Raw genomic sequence first — 26,826 nt, forward strand, 5'->3', positions numbered from 1 at the left:
AGGAGTATCAATGATGAATCGCAATCGAGTGATCCCGGGCCTCGCAGGTGGTCTCGCCGTTGCCGTGCTCGTCAGTGCCGGCATTGCCATGGCCGATGGCGATGATCGCCATGATCGGGACGACGACATGCCGCGTGATGGCTGGATGAGCCTCCTCGAGGTGGCCGAGCAGCTCGAATCCCAGGGTTATACCCCCTATGAGATCGAGATCGATGACGGGGCTTACGAGGTCATGATGATCGATGGCCAGGGCATGGTGATCGAGACCGACATCGACCCGACTACGGGTGAGCCGCTGCAGCGGCGCCGGGACGACTGAGCCGCTCCAGCGCCCAGGCGACGTGCTCGCGCACCATGGCCGAGGGATGTTCGAGGCGCTCGCGCAGCGCCTCGATGGCGTCGGCGTCTGCGGGCCCGTTGCCAAGCGCCACCGCGAGGTTGCGCAGCCAGCGCTCGTGACCCAGTCGGCGGATGGCCGAGCCCTCGGTGCGCTTCAGGAATGTCGCCTCGTCCCAGCGAAACAGCGCCACCAGCGAGGCATCCTCCAGCCCGTGGCGGGGATGGAAATCCGCCTCATCCGTTGGCTGGGCGTAACGATTCCAGGGGCAGACCGCCTGGCAGTCGTCGCAGCCGAACACGCGATTGCCGATGGCAGGGCGCAGGTCTTCGGGGATGCTGCCCTCATGCTCAATGGTCAGGTACGAAATACAGCGCCGGGCGTCGAGCTGCTGCGGGCCGGTGATGGCGCCGGTGGGGCAGACATCGATGCAGGCCCGGCAACTGCCGCACAGATCATCCACCGGTTCGCTCTCGGGCAGGGGCAGATCCGTGAATATCTCGCCGAGAAAAAAGTACGACCCGGCGTGGCGGTTGAGGACCAGCGTGTTCTTGCCAATCCAGCCCAGCCCGGCGTTGCGCGCCAGGGCCTTCTCCAGCACGGGGGCGCTGTCGACGAATACCCGATAGCCGAATCCCCCCACCGCGGTATCGATCTGGTTGGCCAGTGCCTGCAGGCGCTTGCGCATGAGCTTGTGGTAATCCCGGCCCAGCGCATAGCGGGCGATGAACGCCCGGCGATTGTCGGCAAGGAGCGCGTCGTCGGCCTCGAGATCCGGCGGTCGGTAATCCATGCGCACGCTCAGGATGCGCACCGTGCCCGGCACAAGCCGTTCGGGGCGGGCCCGCTTGATGCCGTGGCGGGCCATCCAGGTCATGGTGCCGTGGCGGCCATCCTGCAGCCAGCGCAGCAGATGGCGCTCGTCTTCGGCAAGCGCCGGTCGCGCCACGCCCACGTCGTCGAAGCCGAGTTCGCCCGCCCATTGGCGGATCGTCGGCAGGAGTCGGGAGCTGTCAAGCGGCTGCGCCATCCATGCAGTTTAACGCCTCGGACGAGGCGGGTGTGAGCACGTTATAATCCCTCTCATGCAAACACTGCCCCATGCCCTCTACACCCCGGCACAGGTCCGCGAGCTCGACCGTCGTGCCATCGAGCACGAAGGCATTCCCGGTCGCGTGCTGATGGCGCGCGCCGGCCGCTCGGCCTGGCAGGCGCTGCAACAGCGCTGGCCGCAACCGGGCCGTCTGCTGGTGCTGTGTGGCGGCGGCAACAACGGCGGCGACGGCTATGTGATCGCCCGGCGGGCGGCCGAGGCCGGCTGGTCGGTTGATCTGTGGGCGCTGACCGATCCATCCCGGCTGGAGGGCGATGCCCGGCGGGCCGCGGAGGCGGCGCTGGCGATTCTCACGCCGATTGACGACCCGCAGCAGGCCCTGGCGGCCGCGGATGGGGTGGTCGATGCCCTGCTCGGCACCGGTCTCGACCGGCCGGTGACCGGCCGCCTGGCGGCGTTGATCGATGCCGTCAATGCAGCGGAGTGTCCGGTGCTGAGTGTGGATGTGCCGTCGGGGCTGCATGCGGCGAGCGGCCGGGTGCTGGGAACGGCGGTGCGGGCGGCGGTCACGGCGACATTCATCGGGCTCAAGCAGGGCCTTTTTACCGGCGATGCCGCCGACCATGTCGGCGAGATCCTGTTTGACGATCTGGGCGTCCCGGATGCGGTCCATGCTGGGATGACGCCGGCCGCCTGGCGTCTGCCGGCCGCGGCGCTGGCAGACGCCCTGGGACGGCGGCCGCGGACGGCCCACAAGGGGGCATTCGGTCATGTGCGGGTGCTGGGTGGCGATCATGGCATGGGCGGTGCGGTGCGCATGGCCGGCGAAGCCGCCGCGCGCAGCGGGGCGGGCCGCGTGTCGGTGCTGACGCGGTCGGCCCATGTCGGCGCCGTGCTCGCGGCACGGCCGGAGCTGATGGTCGCGGGCATGGCCGCCGCCGGGTTCGCCGAGGCCGTCATCGCCGAGTCTGACACCGTTGCCCTCGGCCCCGGCCTGGGCCAGGCGGAATGGGGGCGATGCGCCTTTGACCGCGGCATGCAACACGCCGGGGCGCTGGTGGTCGACGCCGATGCCCTCAACCTGCTGGCGGGACAGCCCCGTCACCGCGACGACTGGATACTGACGCCGCATCCCGGCGAGGCGGCGCGGTTGCTGGGCATCGACATCCAGGCGGTGCTCGACGATCGCTGGGCAACGGCGGACGCACTGGTCGAGCGCTATGGCGGTGTGGTGGTGCTCAAGGGCGCCGGCACGCTGATTGCCGACCGGCACCGCCGGCGCGTGGCGGGCGAGGGCAATCCGGGGATGGCCAGCGGGGGCATGGGCGATGTGCTGACCGGCGTGATCGCGGGCCTGCGGGCCCAAGGCTGGCCGCCCTTCGAGGCCGCCTGCCTGGGCGTGCAGGCGCATGCCCGAGCCGGTGACCGGGCGGCCGGTGGCGGCGAGCGGGGGCTGTTGGCCGGTGACGTGCTCGCGCAATTGCGTGGCGTCATCAACCCATGACCCGCGCCCGGGGGCACCTTGTCGACGAGGCGGCCACCGAGGCCCTGGGGGCGGCCCTGCACCGTCACCAGCCGGCCAGCGGCTGTGTGCACCTGATCGGCGACCTTGGCGCCGGCAAGACCACGCTGGTGCGGGGCTGGCTGCGGGCGGCGGGTCATGCCGGGGCGGTACGCAGTCCCACCTACACCCTGGTCGAGCCCTATGCCCTGATCGATCCACCGATCTTCCACCTCGATCTCTACCGGCTGGTGGATGCCGAGGAGCTCGAGTTCATCGGCCTGCGTGATTGGGTGGACGCGGGTCTGCTGCTGGTGGAGTGGCCGGCGCGGGGCGCCGGCGTGCTGCCCCCGCCCGGTCTGAGTGTGTCACTGGCCGCCGCGGGCCCGGGTCGGGACGTCACCGTCGAGAGTCACTCCCGCGACTGGCCGACGGCGATGCAGCTGATTCAGGCGATTGAATAGGACATGGCGCTATCCTGTTATGAATGCAGGCATTTCTTGAAATCATCATCGGCCTGTGGCGTACTCTCAAACATCATGCGATTACCTGTCTGGATCATTTCGATCGCCATCGCCCTGGCGATGCTGCCGCTGGCCGGCGCCGCGCTGGGCGCGACGCTGGTCGAGGATGTCCGCACCTGGGACGGGCCCAGTCATACGCGGGTAGTCTTTGACCTGAGTCGGGCACCGGATCACCGCCTTTTTACGCTGACCGATCCGCACCGAGCCGTCATTGACCTGCACGGCGGGCGCATCAGCGCCGACCAGGTCGAGGGCATCCGCGACGAGGGGCCGATCCGGCGGGTTCGCAGCGGCCGCCGCGACCAGGGCGTGCGCATTGTCCTTGATCTAAACCGGGCCGTCGCCGCGGAGTCGTTTGCGATGACGCCCAACGACACCGGCGGGCATCGGCTGGTGGTGGACCTCAGCGATCCTCAGCCCAACACGGCCGTCCGCCGGGCCCCGGACCAGGCCGCTGAGCCCTTCGTGGTCGCCATTGATGCCGGGCATGGCGGCAAGGACCCGGGCGCGATCGGGGCCGCGGGCACCTACGAGAAAGGCATTGTCCTTTCGGTGGCGCGCAAGCTTGCCGACCGGATCGACGCCATCCAGGGGCTCGAGTCGGTGTTGATCCGCGACGGTGACTACTACATCGGCCTGCGCGAGCGGACCCGCAAGGCGCAGGCGGCGGGGGCGGATCTGTTTGTCTCGCTGCATGCCGATGCCTTCCATGACCGGCGGGTGCGCGGCTCGTCGGTGTTCGTGCTCTCGCGCAACGGCGCGACCAGTGAAATGGCGCGCATGCTGGCCCGGCGCGAGAACCGCGCCGATCGCATCGGCGGCGTGTCGCTGGCCGACAAGGACGAGCAGGTGGCCTCGGTGCTGGTGGATCTGTCCCGCGCGCACACGGTTGAAGAAAGCCTGGATGTGGCCGATGTGCTGTTCAATAAGCTCGATACGCTGGGCGATGTTCACGGCACCGGTGTCGAGCAGGCGGGCTTCGCGGTGCTGAAGTCGCTCGATATGCCTTCCGTGCTGGTGGAGCTGGCGTTCATCTCTAATCCCGAGGAGGAGCGCCGGTTGAAGTCGTCGAGCTATCAGCATCAGCTGGCGCGCGGCCTGACCGAGGGGGTCCGCGCCTATGTTGAGCAGACGCGTCCGGCGCTGGCGCTGTCGGGCGGCGACGAGGAATATCGGGTGCGGCCGGGCGACACGCTATCCGACATCGCCCAGCGCCATGCGGTGAGTGTGAGCGAGCTGCGCCGCGCCAACGAGCTGGCGGGCAGCACCATCGTCGCCGGTCATACGCTGCGGATCCCCTGAGCGGCATGGCGATCCAGCGTCTCGCCGCCGAGCTTGTCAATCAGATCGCCGCCGGCGAGATCATCGAGCGGCCGGCCTCGGTGCTCAAGGAACTGCTCGAGAATGCCCTCGACGCCGGGGCGCAGAGCATTCAGGTCGATCTCGAGGGCGGCGGGCTGACCCTGATCCGCGTCCGCGACGACGGCCGCGGCATGACCGCGGCCGATCTGCCCCTCGCGGTGGAGTCCCACGCCACCAGCAAGATCGGTGCGCTGGATGATCTCGAGCATATCGCCACCCTCGGCTTTCGCGGTGAGGCACTGCCCAGCATCGCCTCGGTGGCGGAGCTGGAGATCACCTCGCGGGCGGCCACCGAGGCGCATGGCTACTGCCTGACCCCGAATCATTCGGATACGCCCGCACCGGCGCCGCATCCGCCGGGCACCACAGTGTCGGTGCGGGACCTTTTTCATGCCGTCCCGGCCCGGCGCAAGTTCCTGCGCACCGAGCGCACGGAGCTGCGCCACATCCAGGAGCTGGTCCGTCGGATCGCGCTGGGGCGCCCCGAGGTGGGATTCGCGCTGACGCACAACGGCCGGCGGCTGCTGGATCTGCCGGCGCTGGGGCCTGAGGCGGCGGAACGCCGTGTGGGCGAACTGATGGGCGGCAGCTTCGTCGATGCAGCGCTGCGCATCGATGCCGAGGCCGCGGGGCTGCGCCTACAGGGCTGGCTCGGCCTGCCAACGGCCTCACGGGGTCAGCCGGATCTGCAGTATGTCTACCTCAACGGGCGCATGATCCGCGACCGACTGGTCATGCAGGCCCTGCGGCGGGCCTACAGCGATGTCCTGTTCAAGGATCGCTATCCGGCGTATCTGCTGCACCTGCAGATGGATCCCGCCCGGGTCGATGTCAATGTCCATCCGACCAAGCATGAGGTGCGGTTCCGCGACAGCCGGCTGATCTTCGATTTCCTCCACCGTCAGGTGGAACGCGCCCTCGCCCAAGGCGGTGCGAGTGCCGCGACCGCGCCGTCCGAGTCCGGCGGAGCGTCGCCCGGTCCGCCACCCGCGGCCCCGGCGCCGCAGACCGGTGCCCTGGCACTGCCCGTGGCCGAGGCCCGGGCGGTCTACGGCGATACCCTCGACGCGGGCACGCCCGCGCCCGAAGCGCCGGCGTCCACCGACCCGGTGCCGCGGCTCGGGCATGCGGTGGCGCAGATTCATGGTGTCTATGTGCTTGCCGAATCGGCCAGCGGTCTGGTCCTTGTGGACATGCATGCGGCCCATGAGCGCATCGTCTACGAGCGCCTCAAGCGCCAGTACCGGGACGAGGGTGTGGCGCGCCAGCCGCTGCTGATGCCAGTGGCGGTCAATGTGACGCCGGCCGAGGCCGACCTGGTGGAGGACAGTCAGCCGCTGCTCGAGGCGGTGGGCCTGGATGTGGATCGGGTCGGTCCCGAGCAGCTCCGCCTCCGGGGTCTGCCAGCGCTGCTGGCGCGGGCGGATGGCGAGGCGCTGTTGCGCGATGTGCTGGCGGATCTGCGCGTTGATCGGGGAGCGGTCGCGATCGAGGCCCGCCAGCAGCATCTGCTGGCGACCATGGGCTGTCATGGATCGGTGCGCGCCAACCGGCGGTTGACGCCGGCCGAGCAGGAGAATCTGCTGCGCGAAATGGAGCGCACCCCCAACATCGATCAGTGCAATCATGGCCGTCCCACCTGGGTGTCCCTGGGCATGGCGGACCTTGATCGGCTTTTTCTGCGCGGCCGCTAGTCCCCATGGCAGCGGATACGCTCCCGGTGGTCTGTCTGATGGGGCCGACAGCGGCCGGCAAGACCGATCTGGCCCTCGCCCTGCATGCGCGCGGTGGCGTGGATCTGATCAGTGTCGATTCGGCGATGGTCTATCGGGGCATGGACATTGGCACCGCCAAGCCCTCACCGGCGGTCCAGGCACGGGCCCCGCATGCCTTGATCGACATCCGCGACCCGGCCGAGGCGTACTCCGCGGCCGAGTTCGTCGCCGATGCCCGGGCGCATATCGCGGCGGCTCGGCAGGCCGGGCGTCTGCCGGTGCTCGTGGGGGGAACCATGCTCTATTTCCGTTCGCTGCTGCACGGGCTATCGCGCCTGCCGGCGGCGGACGCCGGGGTACGGGCCCGTCTCGAGGCGGAGGCCCGGGTGCGGGGCTGGGCGGCCCTGCACGCGCGGCTGGCGGGCGTCGATCCGCGCACCGCGCAGCGGCTGCATCGCAATGACGCACAGCGCATCCAGCGGGCGCTCGAGGTCTACGAGCTGACCGGTCAGTCATTGAGTCACCTGCAATCAACGGCGGCACCGGAACCGTTGCCCGGTCCTGTCGTCAAAGTGGGTGTAATGCCCGCATCACGTTCGATGCTGCATACGCGCATCGAGCAGCGCTTTCACGCGATGCTGGCCGAAGGGGTGATCGACGAGGTGGCCGGGCTCTGGGCGCGTCCCGATATCCACGCCGATCTGCCTGCCATGCGGGCGGTGGGGTATCGCCAGATCGTCGAGTATCTCGACGGGCGCATCGCCCGTGATGACCTGGCGTTTCGGGGCACGGTGGCGACGCGTCAGTTCGCCCGGCGCCAGGTGACCTGGCTGCGGCGTGAGGATCGTCTGGAATGGCTCGATCCGCTGGCGCACAGGCCCTGTGACAGGCTTAGTGATCTCATCAATCGCGTGGTAGCGTAGGGATCGAGACGGACAATAATAATCGCCGCGGACAAGCAAGGAGTCACGGCACCATGTCGAAAGGACAATCACTGCAGGAACCCTTCCTCAACGCGCTTCGCAAGGAAAAGGTCCCGGTGTCGATCTATCTGGTCAATGGCATCAAGCTCCAGGGTCAGGTGGACTCGTTCGACCAGTTCGTGATCCTGCTTCGCAACTCGATCAGTCAGCTGGTCTACAAACACGCCATTTCCACGATCGTGCCATCGCGCAACGTCCGCGAGCTTCTGCAGGAGGAGCGAGATCCCGAAACCGACCCGGAGTGAAGCCTCGCCCACGCTGGAGACCGCCCCGGCGCAGCTGTTCGATCGCCCCGGCGGCGGTGAGAACGCCATCCTCGTGCAGGTGGACGACGGCGTGGTCGACGCCGACGAGGCGCTGCGCGAGTTCGAGGCCCTGGCCGCTTCCGCCGGTGCCGTTGTGGTGGCCCGACAGACCGGGCGGCGCCGCAGGCCCGACCCGCGCACCTATCTGGGCGGCGGCAAGGTTGATGAACTGCGCGAGGCCATGCAGGCGCATGGCGCCGATCTGGTATTGATCAATCACGCCCTGTCACCGGTGCAGGAGCGCAACCTTGAGCATGCCCTGCAGTGCCGGGTGCTGGACCGGACTGGGTTGATCCTGGACATCTTCGCGCAGCGCGCCCGCTCGCATGAGGGCAAGCTGCAGGTCGAGCTCGCCCAGTTGCGGCACCTGGCCAGCCGGCTGGTGCGCGGCTGGTCGCATCTCGAGCGCCAGAAGGGCGGCATCGGCCTGCGGGGCCCGGGTGAGACGCAGCTCGAACTCGACCGGCGGATGCTGGGGACCCGCATCCGACAGCTTGAAAAGCGTCTGGCGCGCGTTCGTCAGCAGCGCGACCAGGGCCGCAAGGCGCGCCGCCAGCAGGATCTGCCCGCGGTTTCGCTGGTGGGCTACACCAACGCCGGTAAATCGACGCTGTTCAACCGCGTCGCCGCGTCCGGCGTCTACGCCGCGGATCAGTTGTTCGCGACGCTGGACACCACCCTCCGGCGCATTGAGCTGCCCGGTGGCGAGGCGGCGGTCATCGCCGATACAGTGGGGTTCATCCGCGATCTGCCGCCGCAGCTCGTCGCGGCGTTCCGGTCCACGCTCGAGGAGGTGGTCGAGGCCGAGCTGCTGGTGCACATCATTGATGCCGCTGATCCCATCCGCGAGGAAAACGCCCGCGAAGTCGAGTCGGTGCTCGAGGCGCTGGGCGCCGATGAAGTGCCTCAGCTGCGGGTCTACAACAAGATCGATGCGCGGGGCGTGGCGCCACGCATTGATCGCGATGACGACGGTCGGCCGGTGGCGGTCTGGCTGTCGGCGGCCACCGGCGCCGGGCTGGACCTTTTCCACGCCGCCATCGCCGAGCGGGTCAGCGCCGAGCAGGCCCGCGGCCTGATCCGGCTCAGCCCCGCGGAAGGTCGCCTGCGGGCGCGCTTCTATGCGCTCGGTGACGTGCTCGATGAGCGCATCACCGAGCAGGGGGCCATCGAACTAGTGGTGGAACTGCCGGCGCGGGCGCTGGCACGGCTCCACCGACATGAGGGCCTGACGGCGGAACTCGTCCCGCTCACCGATGCCAACTTGCCCGCGGGCGCAGTGGCTCATTAGAATCCCCGGTCTGGTGCGACGCACAGCGCCGGCCGATCATTACTGGAGAACATTCATGGCCTGGAACGAACCCGGCGGTAACAACCGCGATCCCTGGAGCAGTGGCGGGGGCAATCGCGGCGGCAATCAGGGACCGCCCGACCTCGACGAGGCAATCCGCAAAGCCAAGCAGCGCCTCGAGGGACTGTTCGGTAAAAAGACCGGCGGGGGCCGTGGTTCCGGCGGCAGTGATGGCGGCCGCGGTAGCGGTGGCCCCGGTCTGCCAAGTGCCAAGGGCATCGGCATCATCGTGGCCGTCCTCGTGGGTGTCTGGCTCCTGTCCGGAATCTACATCGTCGATCAGGGAACCCGCGGCGTCGTGACCCGTTTCGGGGCCTATCAGGAAACGGCGGGTCCGGGGCCGCACTGGCATTGGCCGTACCCGATCAGCGCGGTGCAGACCGTGGATGTCTCGCAGCGCCGGCGGGTGACCATCGGCTATCAGGCCGTGGCGGCGCAGCAGACGCGGCCCGTGCTCTCTGAAGCCCTGATGCTCACCGAAGATGAGAATATCGTGAACGTGCAGCTGGCGGTTCAGTACACCATCTCGGATGCGGCGGACTTCATCTTCAATTTCGTGCAGCCCGAGGCGACGCTCAAGAGCGTGACCGAGAGCGCCCTGCGCGAGATCGTCGGCAAGCGCAACATGGACTTCGTCATCACTGAAGGACGGACCGAGGTGGCCCAGCAGACCCGTGAGCTGGTGGTCGAGACCATGGAGGGCTATAACACCGGCATCAACGTGGTCGAGGTGGTGATTCAGGATGCGCAGCCGCCGGAGCAGGTCCAGCCCGCCTTCGAGGATGCCATCAAGGCGCGTGAGGACCGCGAGCGGCTGATCAATCAGGCCGAGGCCTACCGCAACGAGGTCATTCCCCGGGCGCAGGGTCAGGCGGCCCGCCTGACGGAGGAAGCCCAGGGTTACACGGCCCGGATCGTCCAGAATGCCCGCGGTGACGCGAGCCGCTTCAGCCAGCAGCAGCAGGCCTATGCCCAGGCACCGCGGGTCACCCGTGATCGCCTGTACATCGACACCATGGAGCGGGTGCTGGGTAACACCGGCAAGGTGCTGATCGACAATGAGTCGAGCCAGCAGCTGATGTATCTGCCGCTCGACCGGATGATGCGCTCCGGTGGTCCCTCAGCGAGCAATTCAGGCGACACCGCCGGTTCGTCCATGAACAACACCGTCTCGAGCAATAGCAGCTCGAGCGGCTCACAGAGCAGCAGCGCATCGAGCGGTTCGCTGCGGATGCGGGAGACACGCTAATGAATCGCCTGAGTGCAATCGTGGCGGCGGTAGTCCTGCTGCTGGTCATTGGAATCACCTTCGGGACGTTCACCGTCAAGGAAACCGAGCGGGCACTGAAGTTTCGACTGGGTGAGGTCGTTCGGACCGACTTCGAGCCTGGCCTGTACTTCCAGATTCCGTTCGTGAACAACGTCCGCAAGGTGGATGCCCGCGTCCAGACGCTGGACGAAAGCCCGCAGCGCTTTCTGACCAGCGAGCAGAAGAACCTGATCGTGGATACGTTCGTGAAATGGCGGGTGGAAGACGTCGAGCAGTACTACATCACGGTGCGGGCCAGCCCGCGTGAGGCCAACCTGCGGCTGTCGGAAATCGTCCGTGACGGGCTGCGGGCCGAATTCGGCAAGCGCACGGTCCAGGAGGTCATCTCCGGGGACCGGGCCGAGATCATGAATCTGCTCACCGACGCGGCCAGTCAGGCCGGTAATTCACTGGGCGTGAGCGTTCTTGACGTCCGGCTGCAGCGTGTGGACCTGCCCGAGGGCGTGAGCGAGTCGGTGTTCAACCGCATGGTCGCCGCCCGTGAACAGGTCGCGCGCCAGTTCCGGGCCGAGGGCCAGGAAGAGGCCGAGCGGATCCGTTCGGCGGCCGACCGTCGCCGCGAGGAAATCCTCGCCGAGGCACGGCGTGAGGCCGAGGAGGTGCGCGGTGCCGCGGACGCCGATGCGACGCGGATCTACGCCGACGCCTATGAGGCCGACGAGGAGTTCTACCGCTTCTACCGCAGCCTCCGCGCCTACGAGAACACCTTCAACGACGACACCGACATGCTGGTGCTGTCGCCTGATTCGGAGTTCTTCCGGTACTTTGATCAGCTCGACTCGTTAACGACCTCGCCCTGATCGACGCGCCCGACCATGCAGGATCTTCTCACCGCAGTGGCGCTGCTTCTGATTTTCGAGGGGATCCTGCCCTTTCTCAGCCCCCGCAATCTGCGGCGGGCGCTCTTCTCTATCGTCCAGCAAAATGATAAAAGCCTTCGGCTGACCGGCGTGGCATCAATGCTGGCCGGTATCCTGCTCCTTTATCTGGTTCGCTGAAGGACGATTTCATGACTGACAGATCGCCGGGCCCGCACAGCCCCTGGTTGCTGCCCGACTCGGTTGAAGAACTGCTCCCGCCGGCGGCGGCCGCGCTGGAGCACCTGCGCCAGTCGAGTCTGGAGCGCTGCGCGCGCTGGGGCTATGAACTGGTGATGCCGCCGGTCATCGAGTACCTCGAGGCACTGCTCTCGGGTGTCGCCCACGATCTTGACCTGCAGACCTTCAAGCTCACCGATCAGATGAGCGGGCGAATGATGGGGGTGCGTGCTGATATTACGCCGCAGGCGGCGCGTATCGATGCCCACCAGCTGCGCCGCGAGGGGCCGGTGCGGCTGTGCTACAGCGGTACGGTGCTGCGCACCCGCGCCGAGGGGGGCGAAGGGTCGCGCAACCCGTTGCAGATGGGCGCCGAGCTGTACGGTCACGGCGGTATCGAGAGTGATGTCGAGGTCATCGGTCTGATGGCCGAGATCCTCAGTGCCGCCGGCATTGAGCCATTGCATGTCGACCTCGGTCACGTGGGTATCTTTCGTGGACTCTGCAGTGCCGCCGGCCTCGAGGGCGACGCCGAAGCGCGTCTGTGGGATGCCCTGCAGCGCAAATCCACCGCTGATATCGAGGCACTGCTGGGGGAATTCGACGTCGCTCCGGCCGATCATCGCCGGCTCTCGGCACTGGCGGGCCTGAGTGGCGGCGCGGAGGTCCTCACGGCGGCGGCGGAGGCTCTGGCCGGGGCCGGCGAACCCGTGGACGCCGCGCTCGAGGCGTTGACCCGAACCGCCGAGGCCCTTGCCGCGGCACGACCGGATATGACGCTGCACTTCGATCTGGGCGAACTGCGCGGCTATCGCTACCACACCGGAATCGTCTTCGCGGCCTACACGCCCGGGGTGTCCGGCGAGCTGGCCCGCGGCGGGCGCTATGACGACATCGGGGCGGTCTTCGGGCGTGGGCGGCCGGCCACCGGATTCAGCGCCGATCTCAAGGCGTTGCGGCGGGCCGCCGCAATGACCACCGACGATCTGCCGGGCGGCGGCGCCATTGCCGCGCCGTGGTCAGCGGACGAGGCGCTGCGCCGGCGCGTGGCGGCACTGCGCGAGGCCGGCGAAACGGTGATCTGGGCGCTGCCGGGACATCCCGGGGCAGCGGCCGGTCAAGGCTGCAATCGCCAGCTCGTACAGGCCGCCGGCGGCGACTGGCAGATCGAGACCATCGAATCAGCGGAGAACGAATGACAAAAAGTGTGGTGGTGATCGGCTCCCAGTGGGGGGACGAGGGAAAGGGCAAGATCGTGGACCTGCTCACCGATCGGGTATCGGCGGTGGCGCGCTTCCAGGGCGGGCATAACGCGGGCCATACCCTGGTGATCGACGGCCACAAGACCGTCCTGCATCTGATCCCCTCCGGCATCCTGCGCGACGGCGTGGAGTGTCTGATCGGCAATGGCGTCGTGATCTCGCCGGCGGCGCTCATGGACGAGCTCACCGCCCTCGAGGCCTCGGGTGTCCCGGCGCGCGAGCGCCTGCGCATCAGCCCGGCCTGCCCGGTGATCCTCCCCTCGCACATCGCCCTCGATCAGGCCCGCGAGCGGGCCCGCGGCAAGGCCGCCATCGGCACCACGGGGCGGGGCATCGGCCCCGCCTACGAGGACAAGGTGGCGCGGCGCGGCATCCGCATCGGCGATCTGTTCCAGCGCGAGTGCCTGGCCGCCAAGCTGGGCGAGCTGCTGGATTATCATAATTTCGTGCTCAAGCACTATTACGGCGAGGCCGGGCAGGACTTCCAGGCGATTCAGGAAGAGTGCCTGGCGATGGCCGCGGAGCTCGAGCCGATGGTGGCCGATATCTCCCATCGTCTGCACCGCTACCGGGCGGCGGGTGACAGCCTGCTGTTTGAGGGCGCGCAGGGCACACTGCTGGACATTGATCAGGGGACTTATCCCTACGTCACCTCATCCAACACCACCGCCGGCGCGGCCTCTACCGGCACCGGCGTGGGGCCGCTCGAGCTCGATTATGTGCTGGGGATCACCAAGGCCTATACCACCCGGGTGGGGGCAGGGCCATTTCCCACCGAGCTCTCGGATCAGCTGGGACGCCACCTGGCGGAGCGCGGCCACGAGTTCGGTTCCACCACCGGGCGCCCACGCCGCTGCGGCTGGTTTGATGCCGTGGCGATGCGCCGGGCGGCGCAGATCTCCAGCCTGTCGGGGCTATGCATGACCAAGCTCGATGTGCTCGACGAGCTGGACACACTGCGCATCTGTACCGGCTACCGCTGTGGCGCCCAGCGCAGCGATGTCCTGCCGGCCGGTGCCGAAGCGCTGGCGGAATGCGAGCCCGAGTATGTGGAAATGCCGGGCTGGAAGACCTCCACGCTGGGGATCCAGCGCTACGCGGATCTGCCCGCGGCGGCGCGGGATTATCTCGAGACCATCGAGCGGCTGTGTGGCGTGCCCGTGGACATCATCTCCACTGGGGCCGACCGGCGCGATACGATCATCCGGCGCCACCCCTTCGATCACTGAGACTGCCCACGATCGTCAGTAACGCGGCGATCAGAAAGCAGGCGCCACCCAGCCAGAGATGGATATTGGCCACGGCCGCGATCCAGGCCGGTGCCCGCTCGGGCGGTACGAAGGCGGTGACCGCGGCGGTCATGAAAAAAATGCAGCCGAGCAGGTTGACCGCCACGCTCCACCAGTCCCGAGACGCCGGCCGCCATGACCAGGCGCCGTGGCTTGTCGCCACAAAGGCGGTATAACCCGAGATCAGGAACAGCACCGATCCGATCATCCCCGGCACCCAGATCGTGACGTCCCGGTCGTACCAGCCGATGCCGGGGTAGATGGCATCAAACGTATTGACGTTGAAGGCGACGGTGCCCGCGAACTGGGTCACCGAGCTGAGCCAGGTCAGGCTTCGGGGGCGCCAGCCGACGAGCCGCACCCGCCTGGCCGGGCGATGTTCGCTGGCGGGCGAGGGATCGGATGCATTCGCGGCCTGGAAATTCTGCAGAAAGCCGCCGATCGTGAAGGGGATCGAGCCGAGGAAAAACACGATGGCGATCTGCGTGCCGGTGAGCGGATTGGTGACCAGCGAGAGGGCCGCCCCCAGCATGAACAGCAGCGAACCGACGGCAAAAAAGCCGGCGGTCCCGGCGTCGTAGCCGGGCGATTGCCAGAACCGCAGCGCCAACGGGAACCCCCTAGTGGTGAAACCCCGAGGCCTCGGCCTCGCCGAGCGGCACCTGAGCCGGATGCGCCTCCAGATGGGCGAGGGCGGACTGCATGTCGGCAACCAGCAGCTCGCAGAGATCGCGGCTCACGCCGTTACGCACCAGAATACGCTGGATCGCCTGATCATCGCAGGCCGGCGGCAGCGTGTAGGCCGGCACCTGCCAGCCGCGTGCCCGCAGCCGGTCGGCCAGATCGAACAGCGTGAACCCCGGATCCGTCCCGTCCCTGAGTTTCCATGAAACGGCCGGGATGCCGCGCGATCGATCGCCGTCGTAGATGATCTCGAAGGGGCCCATCGCCGCAATCTCGCCGGCGAGATAGGCCGCGGTGTCGTAACAGGCGCCATGCACCCGCGCGTAGCCCTCGCGGCCCAGGCGCACGAAGTTGTAGTACTGACACACGATCTGACCGCCGGGGCGGGAGAAGTTGAGCGCGATGTCCTTCATGTCGCCGCCCAGGTAGTTCACCCAGAAGATCATGTTCTCCGGCAGGTCGCTCTGCTCGCGCCACAGTACCCAGCCGACGCCGAGGGGGGCGAGACCGAATTTATGGCCCGAGGCATTGATCGAGCGCACCCGCGGGAGGGAAAAGTCCCAGACCAGATCCGGCGCGCAGAAGGGGGCGAGGAAGCCGCCACTGGCGCCATCGACATGAATCGGAATATCCAGCCCGGTGTCGCGCTCGAGCGCGTCGAGCGCATCGCTGATCGCCTTCACCGGTTCGAACTCGCCGGTGAAGGTGACCCCCAGCGTCGGGACCACGCCGATGGTGTTTTCGTCGCAGTGCCGGCGCACCTCCTCGGCGGTGAGGAGCCGGCGGCCGGGCGCCATGGGGACTTCGCGAAGCTCGATGTCCCAGTAGCGGGCGAACTTGTGCCAGCACACCTGCACCGGACCGGTGACGAGGTTGGGCCGCTCGGTACTCAGTCCCTTCGCCTTCCGCCCGGCTTCCCAGCGGCGTTTCATCGCCAGGCCACCGAGCATGGCGGCCTCACTCGAGCCGGTCGTTGAACAGCCGGTGGCCGGCCCGTCCGGGGCATGCCAGAGTTCGGCGAGCATCCGCACGCAGCGGGCCTCGATCTCCGCGGTCTGGGGATATTCGTCCTTGTCGACCATGTTCTTGTCGATGCACACGTCCATGAGGGCGTGGACCTCGGGTTCTTCCCAGGTCTGGCAGAAGGTGGCGAGGTTCTGTCTCGAGTTGCCGTCCAGCAGCAGCTCGTCGCGGATCGCGGAGCTGACGGCGCGGGGATCGGCGGTGGCCTCAGGGAATCGCGATTTCTCGAGCCCCATGGCGAGTGTGTGCGAAGCATAGAGCTCGTCATCGGAGCGGTCGGCACGGTCTGACATGGAATCAATTCCTTTCCATTGAATCGTCAAGCGTTCAATGGGCAAGTATTGATCAGGCAGGGGAGGGATTCAAATGCGAATCGAAGTCAGATGTGGTGCCGAGGAGAGGACTTGAACCTCCACGGGGTCTCCCCCACTAGCACCTGAAGCTAGCGCGTCTACCAATTCCGCCACCTCGGCATTGATGAGGCCGTCCTCAACAACGCAGCGAAGGGTACCGACGGGCCCCGAATCTGTCAACGAAATCGAGCATTCGCGTAGGCACCGTGACGCGCATGCCGTATCCTGTCGGCCATGACAGAAAAAGACACCGAAAGCGCGGATCCCTCCCGCGATCCGTATCTCGATCGCGAGAAAGGCAAGTACGAATCCCCGGTTCCCAGCCGGGAATACATCACCCAGCAACTCGAGGCCCAGGCCCGCCCCCTGTCCCGCAAGGACCTGGCCGAACTGTTCGGGCTGACCGACGAGGATGCGCTCGAGGGCCTGCGGCGGCGCCTCAAGGCCATGGAGCGTGACGGCCAGCTGGTGCGTAACCGGCGCAACGGCTATGTGGTGGTCGATAACCAGGAGCTGGTCCGCGGGCGCATCCGCTCATCGCCGGACGGCTCGGGGGTCGTCCATCCCGACCGTCCGGGGCCGAATGTCTATCTCGCCCCCCGCGAGATGCACCGGCTGCTCAACCGCGACCGGGTGGTGGTGCGACTGACCGGCGACGATGACGATGGCCGGCCCACCGGCGAACTGGTCGAGATCATCGAGCATGCCAATCAGGAAATCGCCGGGCGTTATTACGAGGAAAGCGGGATCGGCTTTGTGGTCCCCAACAACAAGCGCCTGCATCAGGATCTGATCATCCCCGGCGCGGACGCCAATGGCGCTGCCAACGGCGAGCTGGTGACCGCCGAAGTGGTCAGTCAGCCCTCGCAGCGCCGTCAGCCCATTGGCCGCATCATCGAGGTGTTCGGTACCCGCATCGCCCCGGGCGACGAGGTGGCGGTGGCGGCGCGCACCCACGGCATACCAGTGGAATGGCCCGACGAGGTGCTGGCCGAAGCCGCCGGCTTTGGCGACGAGGTGCCCGAGTCGAGCAAGGCGGGGCGCAAGGATCTGCGCCAGCTCCCGCTGGTGACCATCGACGGTGCCGATGCGCGTGACTTTGACGACGCGGTCTACTGCGAGCCCACCGCCAGCGGCTGGAAACTGATCGTGGCGATCGCCGATGTGGGCGCCTACGTCACGCCCGGCTCAGCGCTGGACACGGAGGCGGCAGAACGTGGCAATTCCTGCTATTTCCCGCGCAATGTCGTGCCCATGCTGCCGGAGAATCTCTCCAACGGACTGTGTTCGCTCAATCCCGGCGTCGACCGGCTGTGCATGGTCTGCGAAATGCAGATCGACCGCGAGGGTCAGCTCAAGCGCTCGCGGTTCTATGAGGGGCTGATGAAGTCGGCGGCGCGCCTGACCTACGAGGACGTGGACGCGATCCATAACGAGCGCGACCCTTCGCTGCTGCGCGAGCATGAGCCGCTGCTCAAGCACATCGGCGATCTCTATGCGGTGTTCGATGCGCTGCGGATCGATCGCCAGAAGCGCGGCGCCATCGATTTCAATACCAGCGAGTCGGTGATCGAGTTTGATCACCAGGGCCAGGTCGCCGACGTTCATCCCGCGGAGCGGACCAATGCCCATCGCCTGATCGAGGAGTGCATGGTCAAGGCGAATGTCGCCACCGCACGCTTCCTGCGCCGGCATCGCATTCCGTCGCTGTACCGGGTGCATGAGCCGCCGGCGGAGCAGCGCCTGAAGAATCTGCGCGAGTTCCTGGCCCAGACCGGTCTCACCCTGGGGGGTGGCGACGAGCCCACCGCCCAGGACTTCTCGGCGTTGATGGAAACCGTCAAGCAGCGCCCCGACCGCCACTTCATCGAGTCGATCATGCTGCGCTCGATGATGGCGGCGGAGTATCGCCCGGACAACGCCGGCCATTTCGGACTGGCGCTGGATGCCTACGCGCATTTCACTTCGCCGATCCGTCGCTATCCCGACCTGATCGTTCATCGCGGCATCAAGCATGTGCTGTCCAAGCAGCCGATCGAGGCGTTCGAGTACACCGAAGACCAGTTGGTGACCGTGGGCGAGCACTGCTCGATGACCGACCGCCGCGCCGAGGAAGCCACCCGCGAGGCGTTGATGACCCTCAAGTGCCGGTTCATGGCGAGCCGCATTGGCGAGGAGTTCACCGGCGTGATCAGCGGCGTGACCTCGTTCGGGCTGTTCGTCGAACTGGATGGCCTGTACGTCGACGGGCTCATTCATATCACCAACCTCGAGCAGGACTTCTTCCACTTCGACGCCATCGGCCATCGCCTGGTGGGCGAGCGCACCGGCAAGGAGTACCGGCTCACCGACCGCATCCGGGTCCGGCTGGCCCAGGTGAACGTCGACGACGGCAAGATCGACTTCGACCCCATTGCCCATCCCCTGGGGCCGGATGGCGAGCCGCTGGGTGACAGCGCCGGCAGCCGGTCGAAAGGCAACGGCAAGGGCAGGGACAAGGGCAAGGATCGGAGTAAGTCGGGGGGCAAGTCCCGCAACGGCCGTCGCTCGGAGTCGCGCAACCGCCGCCGGCGCGGATGAGCCAGACAACGCTGATCGGTGGCCTCCACTCAGTGCAGGCGGCCCTGCGCTACGACCCGTCACGGGTGCGCGAGGTATGGCTGGACAGCCGCCGTCGTGACGGCCGCCACCAGAAGCTGCGCCGGCAGCTCGAGGCGCTGGAGTGCCCGGTGCATGTCAGCCACCCGCGCGCCCTTGATGAGAAGCTGCCGGATTTCAATCACCAGGGTGTCATCGTCGCCTGGCAGGGCCGGCCGCCGCTGGATGAGGGCGGTCTGGCGCAGCATCTGGACGGGCTCGCGCACGAGCCGCTGATCCTGGTCCTCGATCAGGTGCAGGATCCCCATAATCTGGGCGCCTGTCTGCGCAGCGCCGATGCGGCGGGTGTGGATGCGGTGATTACGCCCCGCGACCGCGCCGCCGGCCTGACGCCGGTGGTCCACCGCGTGGCTGCCGGGGCCGCGGAGGCGGTGCCGCTGTATCAGGTCACCAACCTGGTGCGCTGCCTGCGGGATCTGCGTGATCGGGGGATCTGGCTGTTCGGTCTGGCCGATACGGGGGCCATCGGCCTGCATGACAGTGACCTGGGCGGGGCGGTCGCGGTGGTCATGGGCGCCGAGGGTACCGGGCTGCGGCGGCTCACCCGCGAGCATTGTGATGCCCTCGTGGCCATTCCGATGGCCGGCCGCGTGGAGAGCCTGAATGTCTCCGTCGCCACGGGCGTCGTGCTGTTCGAGGCGGTCCGGCAGCGCAGCGCTTTATCCTGACACCCCGCTCGACTATACTGATGGATTAATCAGCCGACGCTGATTTCTCCTTGCTGCCCGTTATGGCGGGCGGCTTTCCCGGCACAGGCCGGATCAACCGAAAGGAGCCACAATGCGGCACTATGAAATCGTCTTTCTGGTCCATCCCGACCAGAGTGACCAGGTCCCTGCCATGATCGAGCGCTATCGCGGGCTCATCGAGGGCAACGGCGGCAGTATCCACCGGCTTGAAGACTGGGGGCGGCGCCAGCTTGCCTACCCGATCAACAAGCTCATCAAGGCGCACTACGTTCTGATGAACATCGAGTGCGAGCCCTCGGATATCGAAGAGCTGGAATCGATGTTCCGCTTCAACGACGCCGTCATCCGGAACATGGTTCTGGCGCGCAGCGAGGCGGTGACCGACCCGTCGCCCCTTGCCAAGGGACAGGAGGAAGAGCGTGAGCGGCCCCCGCGGCGCGAGCGTGATGACGCCGACGCCGACACCGATGGCGGCGAGCGTGATACCGCCGACGAGGCGGACACCGACACCGGCGCGTGAGCAATCACGTCGAGCTGACCGGTTGGCTGGTCGAGGCCGCGGGGCTTCGTCATTCGCCGGCCGGCGTCCCGATCGCCCGCGGGCTGATCGAGCATGAATCGCAGCAGACCGAGGCCGGCGCCTCGCGCCCCATCCGATTCCGGGTGGGGGTCAGCGCCGCCGGCACGCCGCTGGCGGAGCAGCTCAATGAGCTGCCCGCCGGCAGCCCGGTCCGCGTCAGTGGTTACATGCGCCGCTCCCGTCAGCGCACGCCCGATACCGACCCGATCATCATCAGCGTCAGCCGCCTCGAGCGGATGACCCCGACCGAATAGAGGATTCAGACATGGCCCGTTTTTTCCGTCGCCGTAAGTATTGCCGCTTCACCGCTGAAGGGGTGAAGGAAATTGACTACAAGGACCTGAACACGCTGCGCCAGTACATCACCGAGACTGGCAAGATCGTGCCCAGCCGGATCACCGGCACCCGCGCCAAGTATCAGCGCCAGCTGTCCACCGCGGTCAAGCGTGCCCGCTATCTGGCGCTGCTGCCGTACACGGACAGCCACTGAGCGCGTGACCGCGCCCGGCCCCCGCTGATGCGTGCCCTGCTCGAGTTCGCCATGCGCAGCCGCCTTGCCGCGGTGGGCATGGTCGCGCTCGGCGCGCTGATGCCGCTGCTGTTCTGGCTGAGTGCCGGGCTGCTCGCATTGATTACGCTGCGCCGGGGGCTGGCCGAGGGCGGTCTCATCCTGGCGGGGGCCACCGCGGCGCTGGTGCCCATCTACGCGGTGATGCTGGGGACACCGCTGGCGGTGCTCCAGCCGCTGGCGCTGATCTGGCTGCCGGTCATGGGCATGGCCCAGGTCCTGCGGGTCCGGGTATCGCTGGCGACCGCCATCCAGGCCGGTGCGCTGGTGGCGGCGGGTGCCGTCGTGGCGTTTTACGGGCTCTACGGGGATCCGTCGGTGTTCTGGCGCCAGGTCCTCGAGGTGCTCTCGCAACAGCTGCTCGCCGCGCCGCCCGGTGAGGGCTGGGATCGGACGGTGGAGCAGCTCGCGCCGCGACTGACCGGTCTGTGGGTGACGAACGTCCTCGGCGTGGCGCTGCTGTGTCTGCTGCTGGGTCGTTGGTGGCAGGCGATGCTGTACAATCCCGGAGGATTCCGCAGCGAGTTTCATGACCTGCACCTGAGCCGCTGGTTTGCCGCGCTGGCCGCGGCGGCGGTACTGGCCGGGGCGTTCAACGCGCCGGGGCTGCTGGCGGACCTGGGCACCATTCTGGGCGCGGTGTTCATCCTGCAGGCGGTGGCGGTGGCGCATGCGATTGTCGCCCGCCGCGGTTGGCACACCGGTTGGCTGGTCGGGTTTTACCTGGTCCTGCCGCTGCTGCTGCGACCGGCGGTACTGATCGGCCTGGCCGATCCAATCATGAATTTTCGGGCGCGGCTTGCGCCCGAGAGCTGACAAACGAACAGACTTGAAGTCGGGGTACGAAAAATGGAAGTCATTCTGATGGAAAAAGTGGCCAACCTGGGGGGGCTGGGTGACACGGTCCGCGTCCGCGCCGGGTATGGTCGGAACTATCTCATCCCGCAGGGCAAGGCCCGGCCTGCGACGGCCGAGAACGTGGCCTATTTCGAGGCCCAGCGCGCCGAGCTTGAGCGCAAGGCCGCCGAAGAGCTGGCCGCGGCACGCCAGCGTGCCGAGCAGGTCAACGCCCAGCCCGTCACCATCGCCGCCAATGTCGGCGAAGAGGGCAAGCTGTTCGGCTCGATCGGCCCGCAGGACATCGCCGAGGCCCTGACCGCCGCCGGCGTCGAGGTCGGCCGCCACGAAGTGCGCATGCCCGATGGCCCGATCCGCGCCGTGGGTGAGTACAGCGTCGAGGTTCATCTGCATGCCGACGTCAATGCCACGGCCTATGTGAACGTCAGCGGCGACGCCTGAAGGACCCGCACCCGGGATGGTTGAGTCCGGCAATGCCGTCAGCGCCGAGGCACTCAAGGTGCCACCGCACTCCATCGAGGCGGAGCAGGCGGTGCTTGGCGGACTCATGCTCGATAACAATGCCTGGGATCAGATCGCCGATCGCGTCAGCGAGGCGGACTTCTACCGTCGCGATCATCGCCTGATCTTCCGCGCCCTGGACGGTCTGGCGGAATCCGGCCAGCCCATGGACGCCGTCACGCTCTCGGAGTGGCTCAAGTCCAACGACCTCCTCGAGAGCGCGGGCGGGCTTGGTTATCTGGGCCTGCTGGCGCGGGACACGCCCAGTGCCGCCAACATCCGCGCCTATGCCGACATCGTGCGCGAGCAGTCGGTGCTGCGCCAGCTCATCGAAGCGGGCACCGAAGTGGCCAATGCCGGGTTCAACCCCGAGGGCCAGAACTCCGCTGATCTGCTCGACAACGCCGAGCGGCAGATCTTTCAGATCGCCGAACAGTCCGGGCGCAACCGGCGCGGTTTTGTCGGCGTCCGCGATGTGCTGCCGGATGTCGTCGACCGCATCGACACGCTCTATCACCAGGACAGTGACGTCACCGGCCTGCCGACCGGGTTCACCGACCTCGACCGCATGACCTCGGGCCTGCAGGACGGCGATCTGGTGATCGTCGCCGGGCGGCCCTCCATGGGCAAGACTACTTTTGCCATGAACATCGCCGAGGCGGCGGCGCTGCAGAGCGGCCCGCCAACGGCGGTGTTCAGCATGGAGATGCCCGCCGACGCGCTCGCCATGCGCATGCTCTCGTCCCTGGGGCGGGTCGAGCTGCAGAAGATCCGATCCGGCCGGCTCAATGACGATGACTGGCCACGACTGACCAGCACCATGAACCTGCTCTCGCAGGCGAACCTGTTCATTGACGACACGCCGGGCCTGACCCCCACCGAAATGCGGGCCCGCTGTCGGCGCCTGAAGCGGGAACACGGCCTGGGCCTGGTGCTGGTGGACTATCTGCAGCTTATGCAGCTGCCGGGATTCAAGGAGAACCGCGCCGCCGAAATCTCCCAGATCTCCCGGGCCCTCAAGGGCATGGCCAAGGAGCTGGGCGTTCCGGTCATGGTGCTTTCGCAGCTCAACCGCAGCCTCGAGCAGCGCCCCAACAAGCGCCCGATCATGTCGGATCTACGCGAATCGGGAGCGATCGAGCAGGATGCCGACGTCATCGTGTTCATCTACCGCGATGAGGTCTACAACGAGGAAAGCCCCGACGCGGGGACGGCCGAGATCATCATCGGCAAGCAGCGCAACGGGCCCATCGGCAACGTCCGACTGACGTTTCTGGGACAGTACACGCGCTTTGAGAACTTCATCGCCGATGCCGGCTACGGAGGCGGTGGCTGGCAGTGAGCCGCACGGCCCGGGCAACGATTCGGCTCGACGCCCTGCGACACAATCTGGGTGTGGCTCGCGCACAGATACCCACCGCCAATGTCATGGCGGTGCTCAAGGCCGATGCTTATGGTCATGGTCTGCTGCCGGTGGCCCACGAGCTGGCGGCACTCACTGATGGCTACGCGGTAAGCTGCCTCGAGGAGGCGCTGCCGCTGCGCACGGCCGGGCTGATGCACCGCATCATCCTGCTGGAAGGATTTTTCGATGCCGGCGAGATCCCCGTGCTCTCGGCGCGCCGGCTGGACGCTGTCATCCACCAGCCCTGGCAGATCCAGGCACTGGCCGAGGCGGATATTACGACGCCCATCGACTGCTGGCTCAAGGTGGACACCGGCATGGGGCGGCTCGGGTTTCTGCCGGAAGACGCCGCATCGGCGCTGGAGCAACTCCTGGCACTGGACACTGTGGGATCAGTGCGCTGGATGACGCATCTGGCCCACGCGGACACCCCCGACCATGCGGGCACGGCCACGCAGATGCAGCGTTTCGGCGAGGTGGTGAATGACGCCCGTCCGGTGACATTGCCCAATTCCGCGGCGACCCTGCGCGGGCTCGAGCCGTTCGCCGACTGGATCCGTCCCGGCATCATGCTCTATGGCGCATCGCCGCTGATCGACGCCGATGGGCATCCGCCACTGCAGCCGGTCATGCGCCTCGAGGCCGCGCTGATCTCGGTCAAATGGCTGCCGGCGGGGCATGGCGTGGGGTACGGCAGTCGGTTTGTCTGCCCCGAGTCGATGCCGGTGGGGGTGGCCTCCATCGGCTATGGCGACGGTTACCCGCGGCATGCGCCGGATGGTACCCCGGTTCAGGTGGCCGGCCGCCCCTGCCCGCTGATCGGCAAGGTCTCCATGGACATGATCGCGGTGGATCTGCGCAATGCGCCGATGGCGGCGGTGGGCGACCGCGTGGTTCTGTGGGGGGAGGCGCCGCTGGCCACCACGGTGGCGACGGCCTGCGGGACCATCAGTTACGAGCTGTTCTGCCGGCTGACGCCGCGTGTTGAACGGGTGTACCGGCGTGGAGACGAGCATGGCCAAGGGTAGTACCAAGACCCGCTACATCTGCACCGCCTGCGCGGCGGTATCCCCCCAGTGGGCCGGCCAGTGCCCGGAGTGCGGTGAGTGGAACACCCTCGAAGAGCAGCGCGCGCCGACGCCGGCCGCCGGTACCCGCGGATCCATCCAGGGGCGGGCGCAGTATGCGGGCGACAGTGGCATCCGCACACTGGCCGAAGTCCCGCGCGATCGCGAGACACGGTTTTCGGCCGGGGTCGGGGAGTTTGATCGGGTGCTGGGCGGCGGTCTGGTGGCCGGCGGCGTCATCCTGCTGGGCGGTGATCCGGGCATTGGCAAGTCGACCCTTCTGCTCGAGGTGGTGGCCCGAGTTGCCAGCCGCCATGGGGCGCTGTATGTCACCGGCGAGGAGTCGCTCCAGCAGGTCGGCCTGCGCGCCGAGCGGCTGGGCGTGGGGGATGCCGGGCTCAAGCTGCTGGCCGAGACCCGGGTCGAGACCATCATCGAGCTGGCTGCCCGCGAGCGCCCCGAGGTGCTCGTCGTCGATTCCATTCAGACCATTCACAGCGATGCCCTAGGCTCGGCCCCGGGGGGCGTTGCGCAGGTGCGCGAGGCGGCCGCTCAGCTGGTGCAGTTTGCCAAGCAGACCGGGACGGTGCTGTTCCTGGTCGGCCATGTCACTAAGGAAGGCCAGCTCGCCGGCCCGCGGGTGCTGGAGCACATGGTCGACACGGTGCTCTACTTCGAGAGCGACTCCGGCAGTCGCTATCGACTGCTGCGCGCGGTCAAGAACCGCTTCGGCGCGGCCAACGAGCTGGGGGTGTTCGCCATGCTCGAGACCGGCCTCAAGGAGGTGAAAAACCCCTCCGCGATCTTCCTGTCACGCCACGAACAGCCGGTGCCCGGCAGTGCCATTCTGGTCACCCGCGAGGGCACCCGGCCCCTGCTGCTTGAACTCCAGGCACTGGTGGCGGAAAGCCCGCTGTCCAATCCGCGGCGGCTGGCCGTGGGCATGGACGGCAATCGCATGGGCATGCTGCTGGCGGTGCTGCAGCGTCACGCCGGGGTGAGCACCGCCGGCGAGGACGTCTTCGTCAATGTCGTCGGCGGGGTGCGCATCGCCGAAACGGCCAGCGACCTGCCGGCGCTGCTGGCCGTGATCTCAAGCCTGCGTGATCGCCCGATCCCCCAGGACTGGGTGATATTTGGTGAGGTGGGTCTGGCCGGCGAGATCCGGCCGGTCCCGAACGGCCCGGACCGTCTCGCGGAAGCGGCCCGGCACGGTTTCCGGCGCGCCCTGGTGCCGGCCAAGAACGCGCCGGCGCGGGGCGAGGCACCCGAGGGGCTTGAGGTCATCGGCGTTGAGCGGCTCGATGCCGCCCTCGACTGGATCCGCGAGGCGGATTAGCCGTCAAGCTGGCGGGTGGCCGCCAGGGTATTCTCCAGCAGCGTCGCGCGGGTCAGTGGTCCCACGCCGCCCGGTACCGGTGTCATCCATGCCGCGCGGGCCATGGCCGTCTCCGGCGCCACATCCCCCAACAGACGCCCGTCTGGCTGGCGGTTGATGCCCACGTCGATCACCGTGGCACCGGGCTTGATCCACTCGCCGGGGATAAAGCCCGTCCGCCCCACCGCGGCGACCAGGATGTCGGCCTGGGCCACCTGATCGCGTAGATCCCGTGTGCGGCTATGGCAGATCGTGACGGTGCAGCGGGCGTTCAGCAGCTCGAGCGCCATGGGCCGTCCGACGATATTCGACTGTCCGACCACCACCGCGTGGGCCCCGACCGGGTCGACGTCGGTGTGCTGCAGCAGGGTCATGACGCCGTGTGGCGTGCACGAGCGAAGCCCCGGGAGGCGCAGGACCAGCCGACCGACGTTCTGCGGGTGAAAGCCATCCACATCCTTGGCGGGATCGATGCGCTCGATGACCGCCTGGGCATCAATGGATTCGGGCAGCGGCAGCTGTACGAGGATGCCATGGGTGGCGGGATTGGCATTGAGCTCATCGATCAGCGCCATGAGCTCGGCCTGGGTCGTGGTGGCGGGCAGGTCGTAATCCTGCGAGACGAAGCCCACCTGCTCGCAGTCGCGGCGCTTCATGCGCACATAGACCGATGAGGCGGCATTGTCACCCACCAGCACAACGGCCAGGCCGGGTGTGGATTGACCGTGTTCGCGACGCTCGCTGACCGCGGTCTGGATCTGATCACGGATGTCGGCGGCAATCGCCTTGCCGTCGATGATTCGGGCGGCCATGGGCGGGCTCCTCACCGGTGTGGATTCGACGCTGCGCGGACTTTACCGCCCGAGCCCGGGCGGATCCAGCCATTGACATGATCTGGGGCGGGAATGGTTGTACAATCCCGCCCCGTGCGCCCGTAGCTCAATCGGATAGAGCATCGGCCTTCTAAGCCGAGGGTTGCAGGTTCAAGCCCTGCCGGGCGCGCCAGTCTTTA

27 protein-coding genes and 2 tRNA genes are annotated in these 26,826 nt (G+C 67.5%); 24 read left to right on the forward strand and 5 right to left on the reverse strand.

The features are described 5' to 3' along the window. Positions 1–10 precede the first annotated feature (10 nt). Positions 11–319 carry a PepSY domain-containing protein gene (locus BBH56_RS01865; RefSeq protein ID WP_198515234.1) on the forward strand — a complete coding sequence of 103 codons (309 nt, stop codon included), beginning with the start codon at positions 11–13 and terminating at the stop codon, positions 317–319. On the opposite strand, the gene queG is transcribed toward BBH56_RS01865, so the two are convergent. Beyond that, positions 282–1,367 (reverse strand): tRNA epoxyqueuosine(34) reductase QueG, encoded by a 1,086-nt coding sequence (gene queG, locus BBH56_RS01870; protein ID WP_148121752.1) that lies wholly within the window; start codon positions 1,365–1,367, stop codon positions 282–284. The two genes, BBH56_RS01865 and queG, sit on opposite strands and share 38 nt — an antisense overlap. Positions 1,368–1,422: 55 nt before the next feature. Here queG and BBH56_RS01875 point away from each other — a divergent pair, with 55 nt between their 5' ends. The 12 genes from BBH56_RS01875 to BBH56_RS01930 all read left to right on the forward strand — a co-directional run bounded on the left by BBH56_RS01875 (position 1,423) and on the right by BBH56_RS01930 (position 13,990). Next, positions 1,423–2,895 (forward strand): NAD(P)H-hydrate dehydratase, encoded by a 1,473-nt coding sequence (locus tag BBH56_RS01875; protein ID WP_148121753.1) that lies wholly within the window; start codon positions 1,423–1,425, stop codon positions 2,893–2,895. Beyond that, positions 2,892–3,356, forward strand: a complete 465-nt coding sequence (gene tsaE / locus BBH56_RS01880) for a tRNA (adenosine(37)-N6)-threonylcarbamoyltransferase complex ATPase subunit type 1 TsaE (protein WP_148121754.1) — start codon at positions 2,892–2,894, stop codon at positions 3,354–3,356. Before BBH56_RS01875 ends, tsaE begins: the two co-directional genes overlap by 4 nt. 75 nt (positions 3,357–3,431) lie before the next feature. Beyond that, positions 3,432–4,718 (forward strand): N-acetylmuramoyl-L-alanine amidase, encoded by a 1,287-nt coding sequence (locus BBH56_RS01885; protein WP_318262574.1) that lies wholly within the window; start codon positions 3,432–3,434, stop codon positions 4,716–4,718. A 5-nt stretch (positions 4,719–4,723) separates the two neighbouring features. Next, complete coding sequence (gene mutL / locus BBH56_RS01890) at positions 4,724–6,472, forward strand: DNA mismatch repair endonuclease MutL (RefSeq protein ID WP_148121755.1); 1,749 nt, start codon at positions 4,724–4,726, stop codon at positions 6,470–6,472. Between the two features lie 5 nt (positions 6,473–6,477). After that, complete coding sequence (gene miaA, locus BBH56_RS01895) at positions 6,478–7,416, forward strand: tRNA (adenosine(37)-N6)-dimethylallyltransferase MiaA (RefSeq protein WP_148121756.1); 939 nt, start codon at positions 6,478–6,480, stop codon at positions 7,414–7,416. Positions 7,417–7,469: 53 nt separating this feature from the next. Beyond that, positions 7,470–7,721: an RNA chaperone Hfq gene (gene hfq / locus BBH56_RS01900; protein WP_110883165.1), complete on the forward strand. Its 252-nt coding sequence runs from the start codon at positions 7,470–7,472 to the stop codon at positions 7,719–7,721. A gap of 34 nt (positions 7,722–7,755) precedes the next feature. After that, entirely contained in the window at positions 7,756–9,072 is a 1,317-nt protein-coding gene (hflX, locus tag BBH56_RS01905; RefSeq protein WP_148121757.1) for a ribosome rescue GTPase HflX, read from the forward strand. A 55-nt stretch (positions 9,073–9,127) separates the two neighbouring features. Beyond that, positions 9,128–10,381 carry an FtsH protease activity modulator HflK gene (gene hflK / locus BBH56_RS01910; RefSeq protein WP_148121758.1) on the forward strand — a complete coding sequence of 418 codons (1,254 nt, stop codon included), beginning with the start codon at positions 9,128–9,130 and terminating at the stop codon, positions 10,379–10,381. Continuing rightward, entirely contained in the window at positions 10,381–11,262 is an 882-nt protein-coding gene (gene hflC, locus BBH56_RS01915; RefSeq protein WP_148121759.1) for a protease modulator HflC, read from the forward strand. Before hflK ends, hflC begins: the two co-directional genes overlap by 1 nt. A gap of 36 nt (positions 11,263–11,298) precedes the next feature. Then, on the forward strand, positions 11,299–11,460 hold the full coding sequence (locus BBH56_RS01920) for a DUF2065 domain-containing protein (RefSeq protein WP_318262575.1): 162 nt from the start codon (positions 11,299–11,301) through the stop codon (positions 11,458–11,460). 11 nt (positions 11,461–11,471) lie between these two features. Next, positions 11,472–12,698, forward strand: coding sequence for an ATP phosphoribosyltransferase regulatory subunit (locus BBH56_RS01925; RefSeq protein WP_148121760.1), 1,227 nt, complete (start codon positions 11,472–11,474; stop codon positions 12,696–12,698). Continuing rightward, positions 12,695–13,990: an adenylosuccinate synthase gene (locus tag BBH56_RS01930; protein ID WP_148121761.1), complete on the forward strand. Its 1,296-nt coding sequence runs from the start codon at positions 12,695–12,697 to the stop codon at positions 13,988–13,990. Before BBH56_RS01925 ends, BBH56_RS01930 begins: the two co-directional genes overlap by 4 nt. On the opposite strand, the gene BBH56_RS01935 is transcribed toward BBH56_RS01930, so the two are convergent. From BBH56_RS01935 to BBH56_RS01945, 3 genes are all read right to left on the reverse strand, one after another. Next, positions 13,962–14,660 (reverse strand): hypothetical protein, encoded by a 699-nt coding sequence (locus tag BBH56_RS01935; protein WP_148121762.1) that lies wholly within the window; start codon positions 14,658–14,660, stop codon positions 13,962–13,964. The two genes, BBH56_RS01930 and BBH56_RS01935, sit on opposite strands and share 29 nt — an antisense overlap. A gap of 10 nt (positions 14,661–14,670) precedes the next feature. Continuing rightward, positions 14,671–16,050, reverse strand: a complete 1,380-nt coding sequence (locus BBH56_RS01940) for a glutamate decarboxylase (RefSeq protein ID WP_148121763.1) — start codon at positions 16,048–16,050, stop codon at positions 14,671–14,673. A 93-nt stretch (positions 16,051–16,143) separates the two neighbouring features. Beyond that, positions 16,144–16,230 (reverse strand) — tRNA-Leu (locus BBH56_RS01945). A 114-nt stretch (positions 16,231–16,344) separates the two neighbouring features. Here BBH56_RS01945 and rnr point away from each other — a divergent pair. The 10 genes from rnr to radA all read left to right on the forward strand — a co-directional run bounded on the left by rnr (position 16,345) and on the right by radA (position 25,775). Continuing rightward, on the forward strand, positions 16,345–18,690 hold the full coding sequence (rnr, locus tag BBH56_RS01950; protein WP_148121764.1) for a ribonuclease R: 2,346 nt from the start codon (positions 16,345–16,347) through the stop codon (positions 18,688–18,690). Continuing rightward, positions 18,687–19,436, forward strand: a complete 750-nt coding sequence (gene rlmB, locus BBH56_RS01955; protein ID WP_148121765.1) for a 23S rRNA (guanosine(2251)-2'-O)-methyltransferase RlmB — start codon at positions 18,687–18,689, stop codon at positions 19,434–19,436. The genes rnr and rlmB overlap by 4 nt, the downstream gene beginning before the upstream one ends. 112 nt (positions 19,437–19,548) lie before the next feature. Then, entirely contained in the window at positions 19,549–19,977 is a 429-nt protein-coding gene (gene rpsF / locus BBH56_RS01960) for a 30S ribosomal protein S6 (RefSeq protein WP_144347730.1), read from the forward strand. Continuing rightward, positions 19,974–20,291 (forward strand): primosomal replication protein N, encoded by a 318-nt coding sequence (gene priB, locus BBH56_RS01965; RefSeq protein WP_110883153.1) that lies wholly within the window; start codon positions 19,974–19,976, stop codon positions 20,289–20,291. Before rpsF ends, priB begins: the two co-directional genes overlap by 4 nt. A gap of 11 nt (positions 20,292–20,302) precedes the next feature. Further along, positions 20,303–20,527, forward strand: coding sequence for a 30S ribosomal protein S18 (gene rpsR, locus BBH56_RS01970; RefSeq protein WP_110883152.1), 225 nt, complete (start codon positions 20,303–20,305; stop codon positions 20,525–20,527). Between the two features lie 27 nt (positions 20,528–20,554). Further along, the gene (locus BBH56_RS01975; RefSeq protein ID WP_110883151.1) at positions 20,555–21,421 is read left to right on the forward strand and encodes a hypothetical protein; all 867 of its coding nucleotides are present in this window, start codon (positions 20,555–20,557) and stop codon (positions 21,419–21,421) included. A gap of 33 nt (positions 21,422–21,454) precedes the next feature. Next, positions 21,455–21,904, forward strand: a complete 450-nt coding sequence (gene rplI / locus BBH56_RS01980) for a 50S ribosomal protein L9 (RefSeq protein ID WP_110883150.1) — start codon at positions 21,455–21,457, stop codon at positions 21,902–21,904. Between the two features lie 16 nt (positions 21,905–21,920). Continuing rightward, positions 21,921–23,306: a replicative DNA helicase gene (dnaB, locus tag BBH56_RS01985; RefSeq protein ID WP_144347729.1), complete on the forward strand. Its 1,386-nt coding sequence runs from the start codon at positions 21,921–21,923 to the stop codon at positions 23,304–23,306. Beyond that, positions 23,303–24,397, forward strand: coding sequence for an alanine racemase (gene alr / locus BBH56_RS01990; RefSeq protein ID WP_144347728.1), 1,095 nt, complete (start codon positions 23,303–23,305; stop codon positions 24,395–24,397). Before dnaB ends, alr begins: the two co-directional genes overlap by 4 nt. Then, a complete protein-coding gene (radA, locus tag BBH56_RS01995; protein WP_148121766.1) occupies positions 24,384–25,775 on the forward strand; it encodes a DNA repair protein RadA in 1,392 nt (463 codons plus the stop codon). Before alr ends, radA begins: the two co-directional genes overlap by 14 nt. Here the strand turns inward: radA and folD are convergent. Then, complete coding sequence (gene folD / locus BBH56_RS02000) at positions 25,772–26,626, reverse strand: bifunctional methylenetetrahydrofolate dehydrogenase/methenyltetrahydrofolate cyclohydrolase FolD (protein WP_110883146.1); 855 nt, start codon at positions 26,624–26,626, stop codon at positions 25,772–25,774. The two genes, radA and folD, sit on opposite strands and share 4 nt — an antisense overlap. A 116-nt stretch (positions 26,627–26,742) precedes the next feature. Between folD and BBH56_RS02005 the strand changes: the two genes are divergently transcribed. Further along, positions 26,743–26,819: transfer RNA gene (locus BBH56_RS02005), tRNA-Arg, on the forward strand. Positions 26,820–26,826 lie beyond the last annotated feature (7 nt).

The organism is Spiribacter roseus, from assembly GCF_002813635.1.
Taxonomy (GTDB): domain Bacteria; phylum Pseudomonadota; class Gammaproteobacteria; order Nitrococcales; family Nitrococcaceae; genus Spiribacter; species Spiribacter roseus.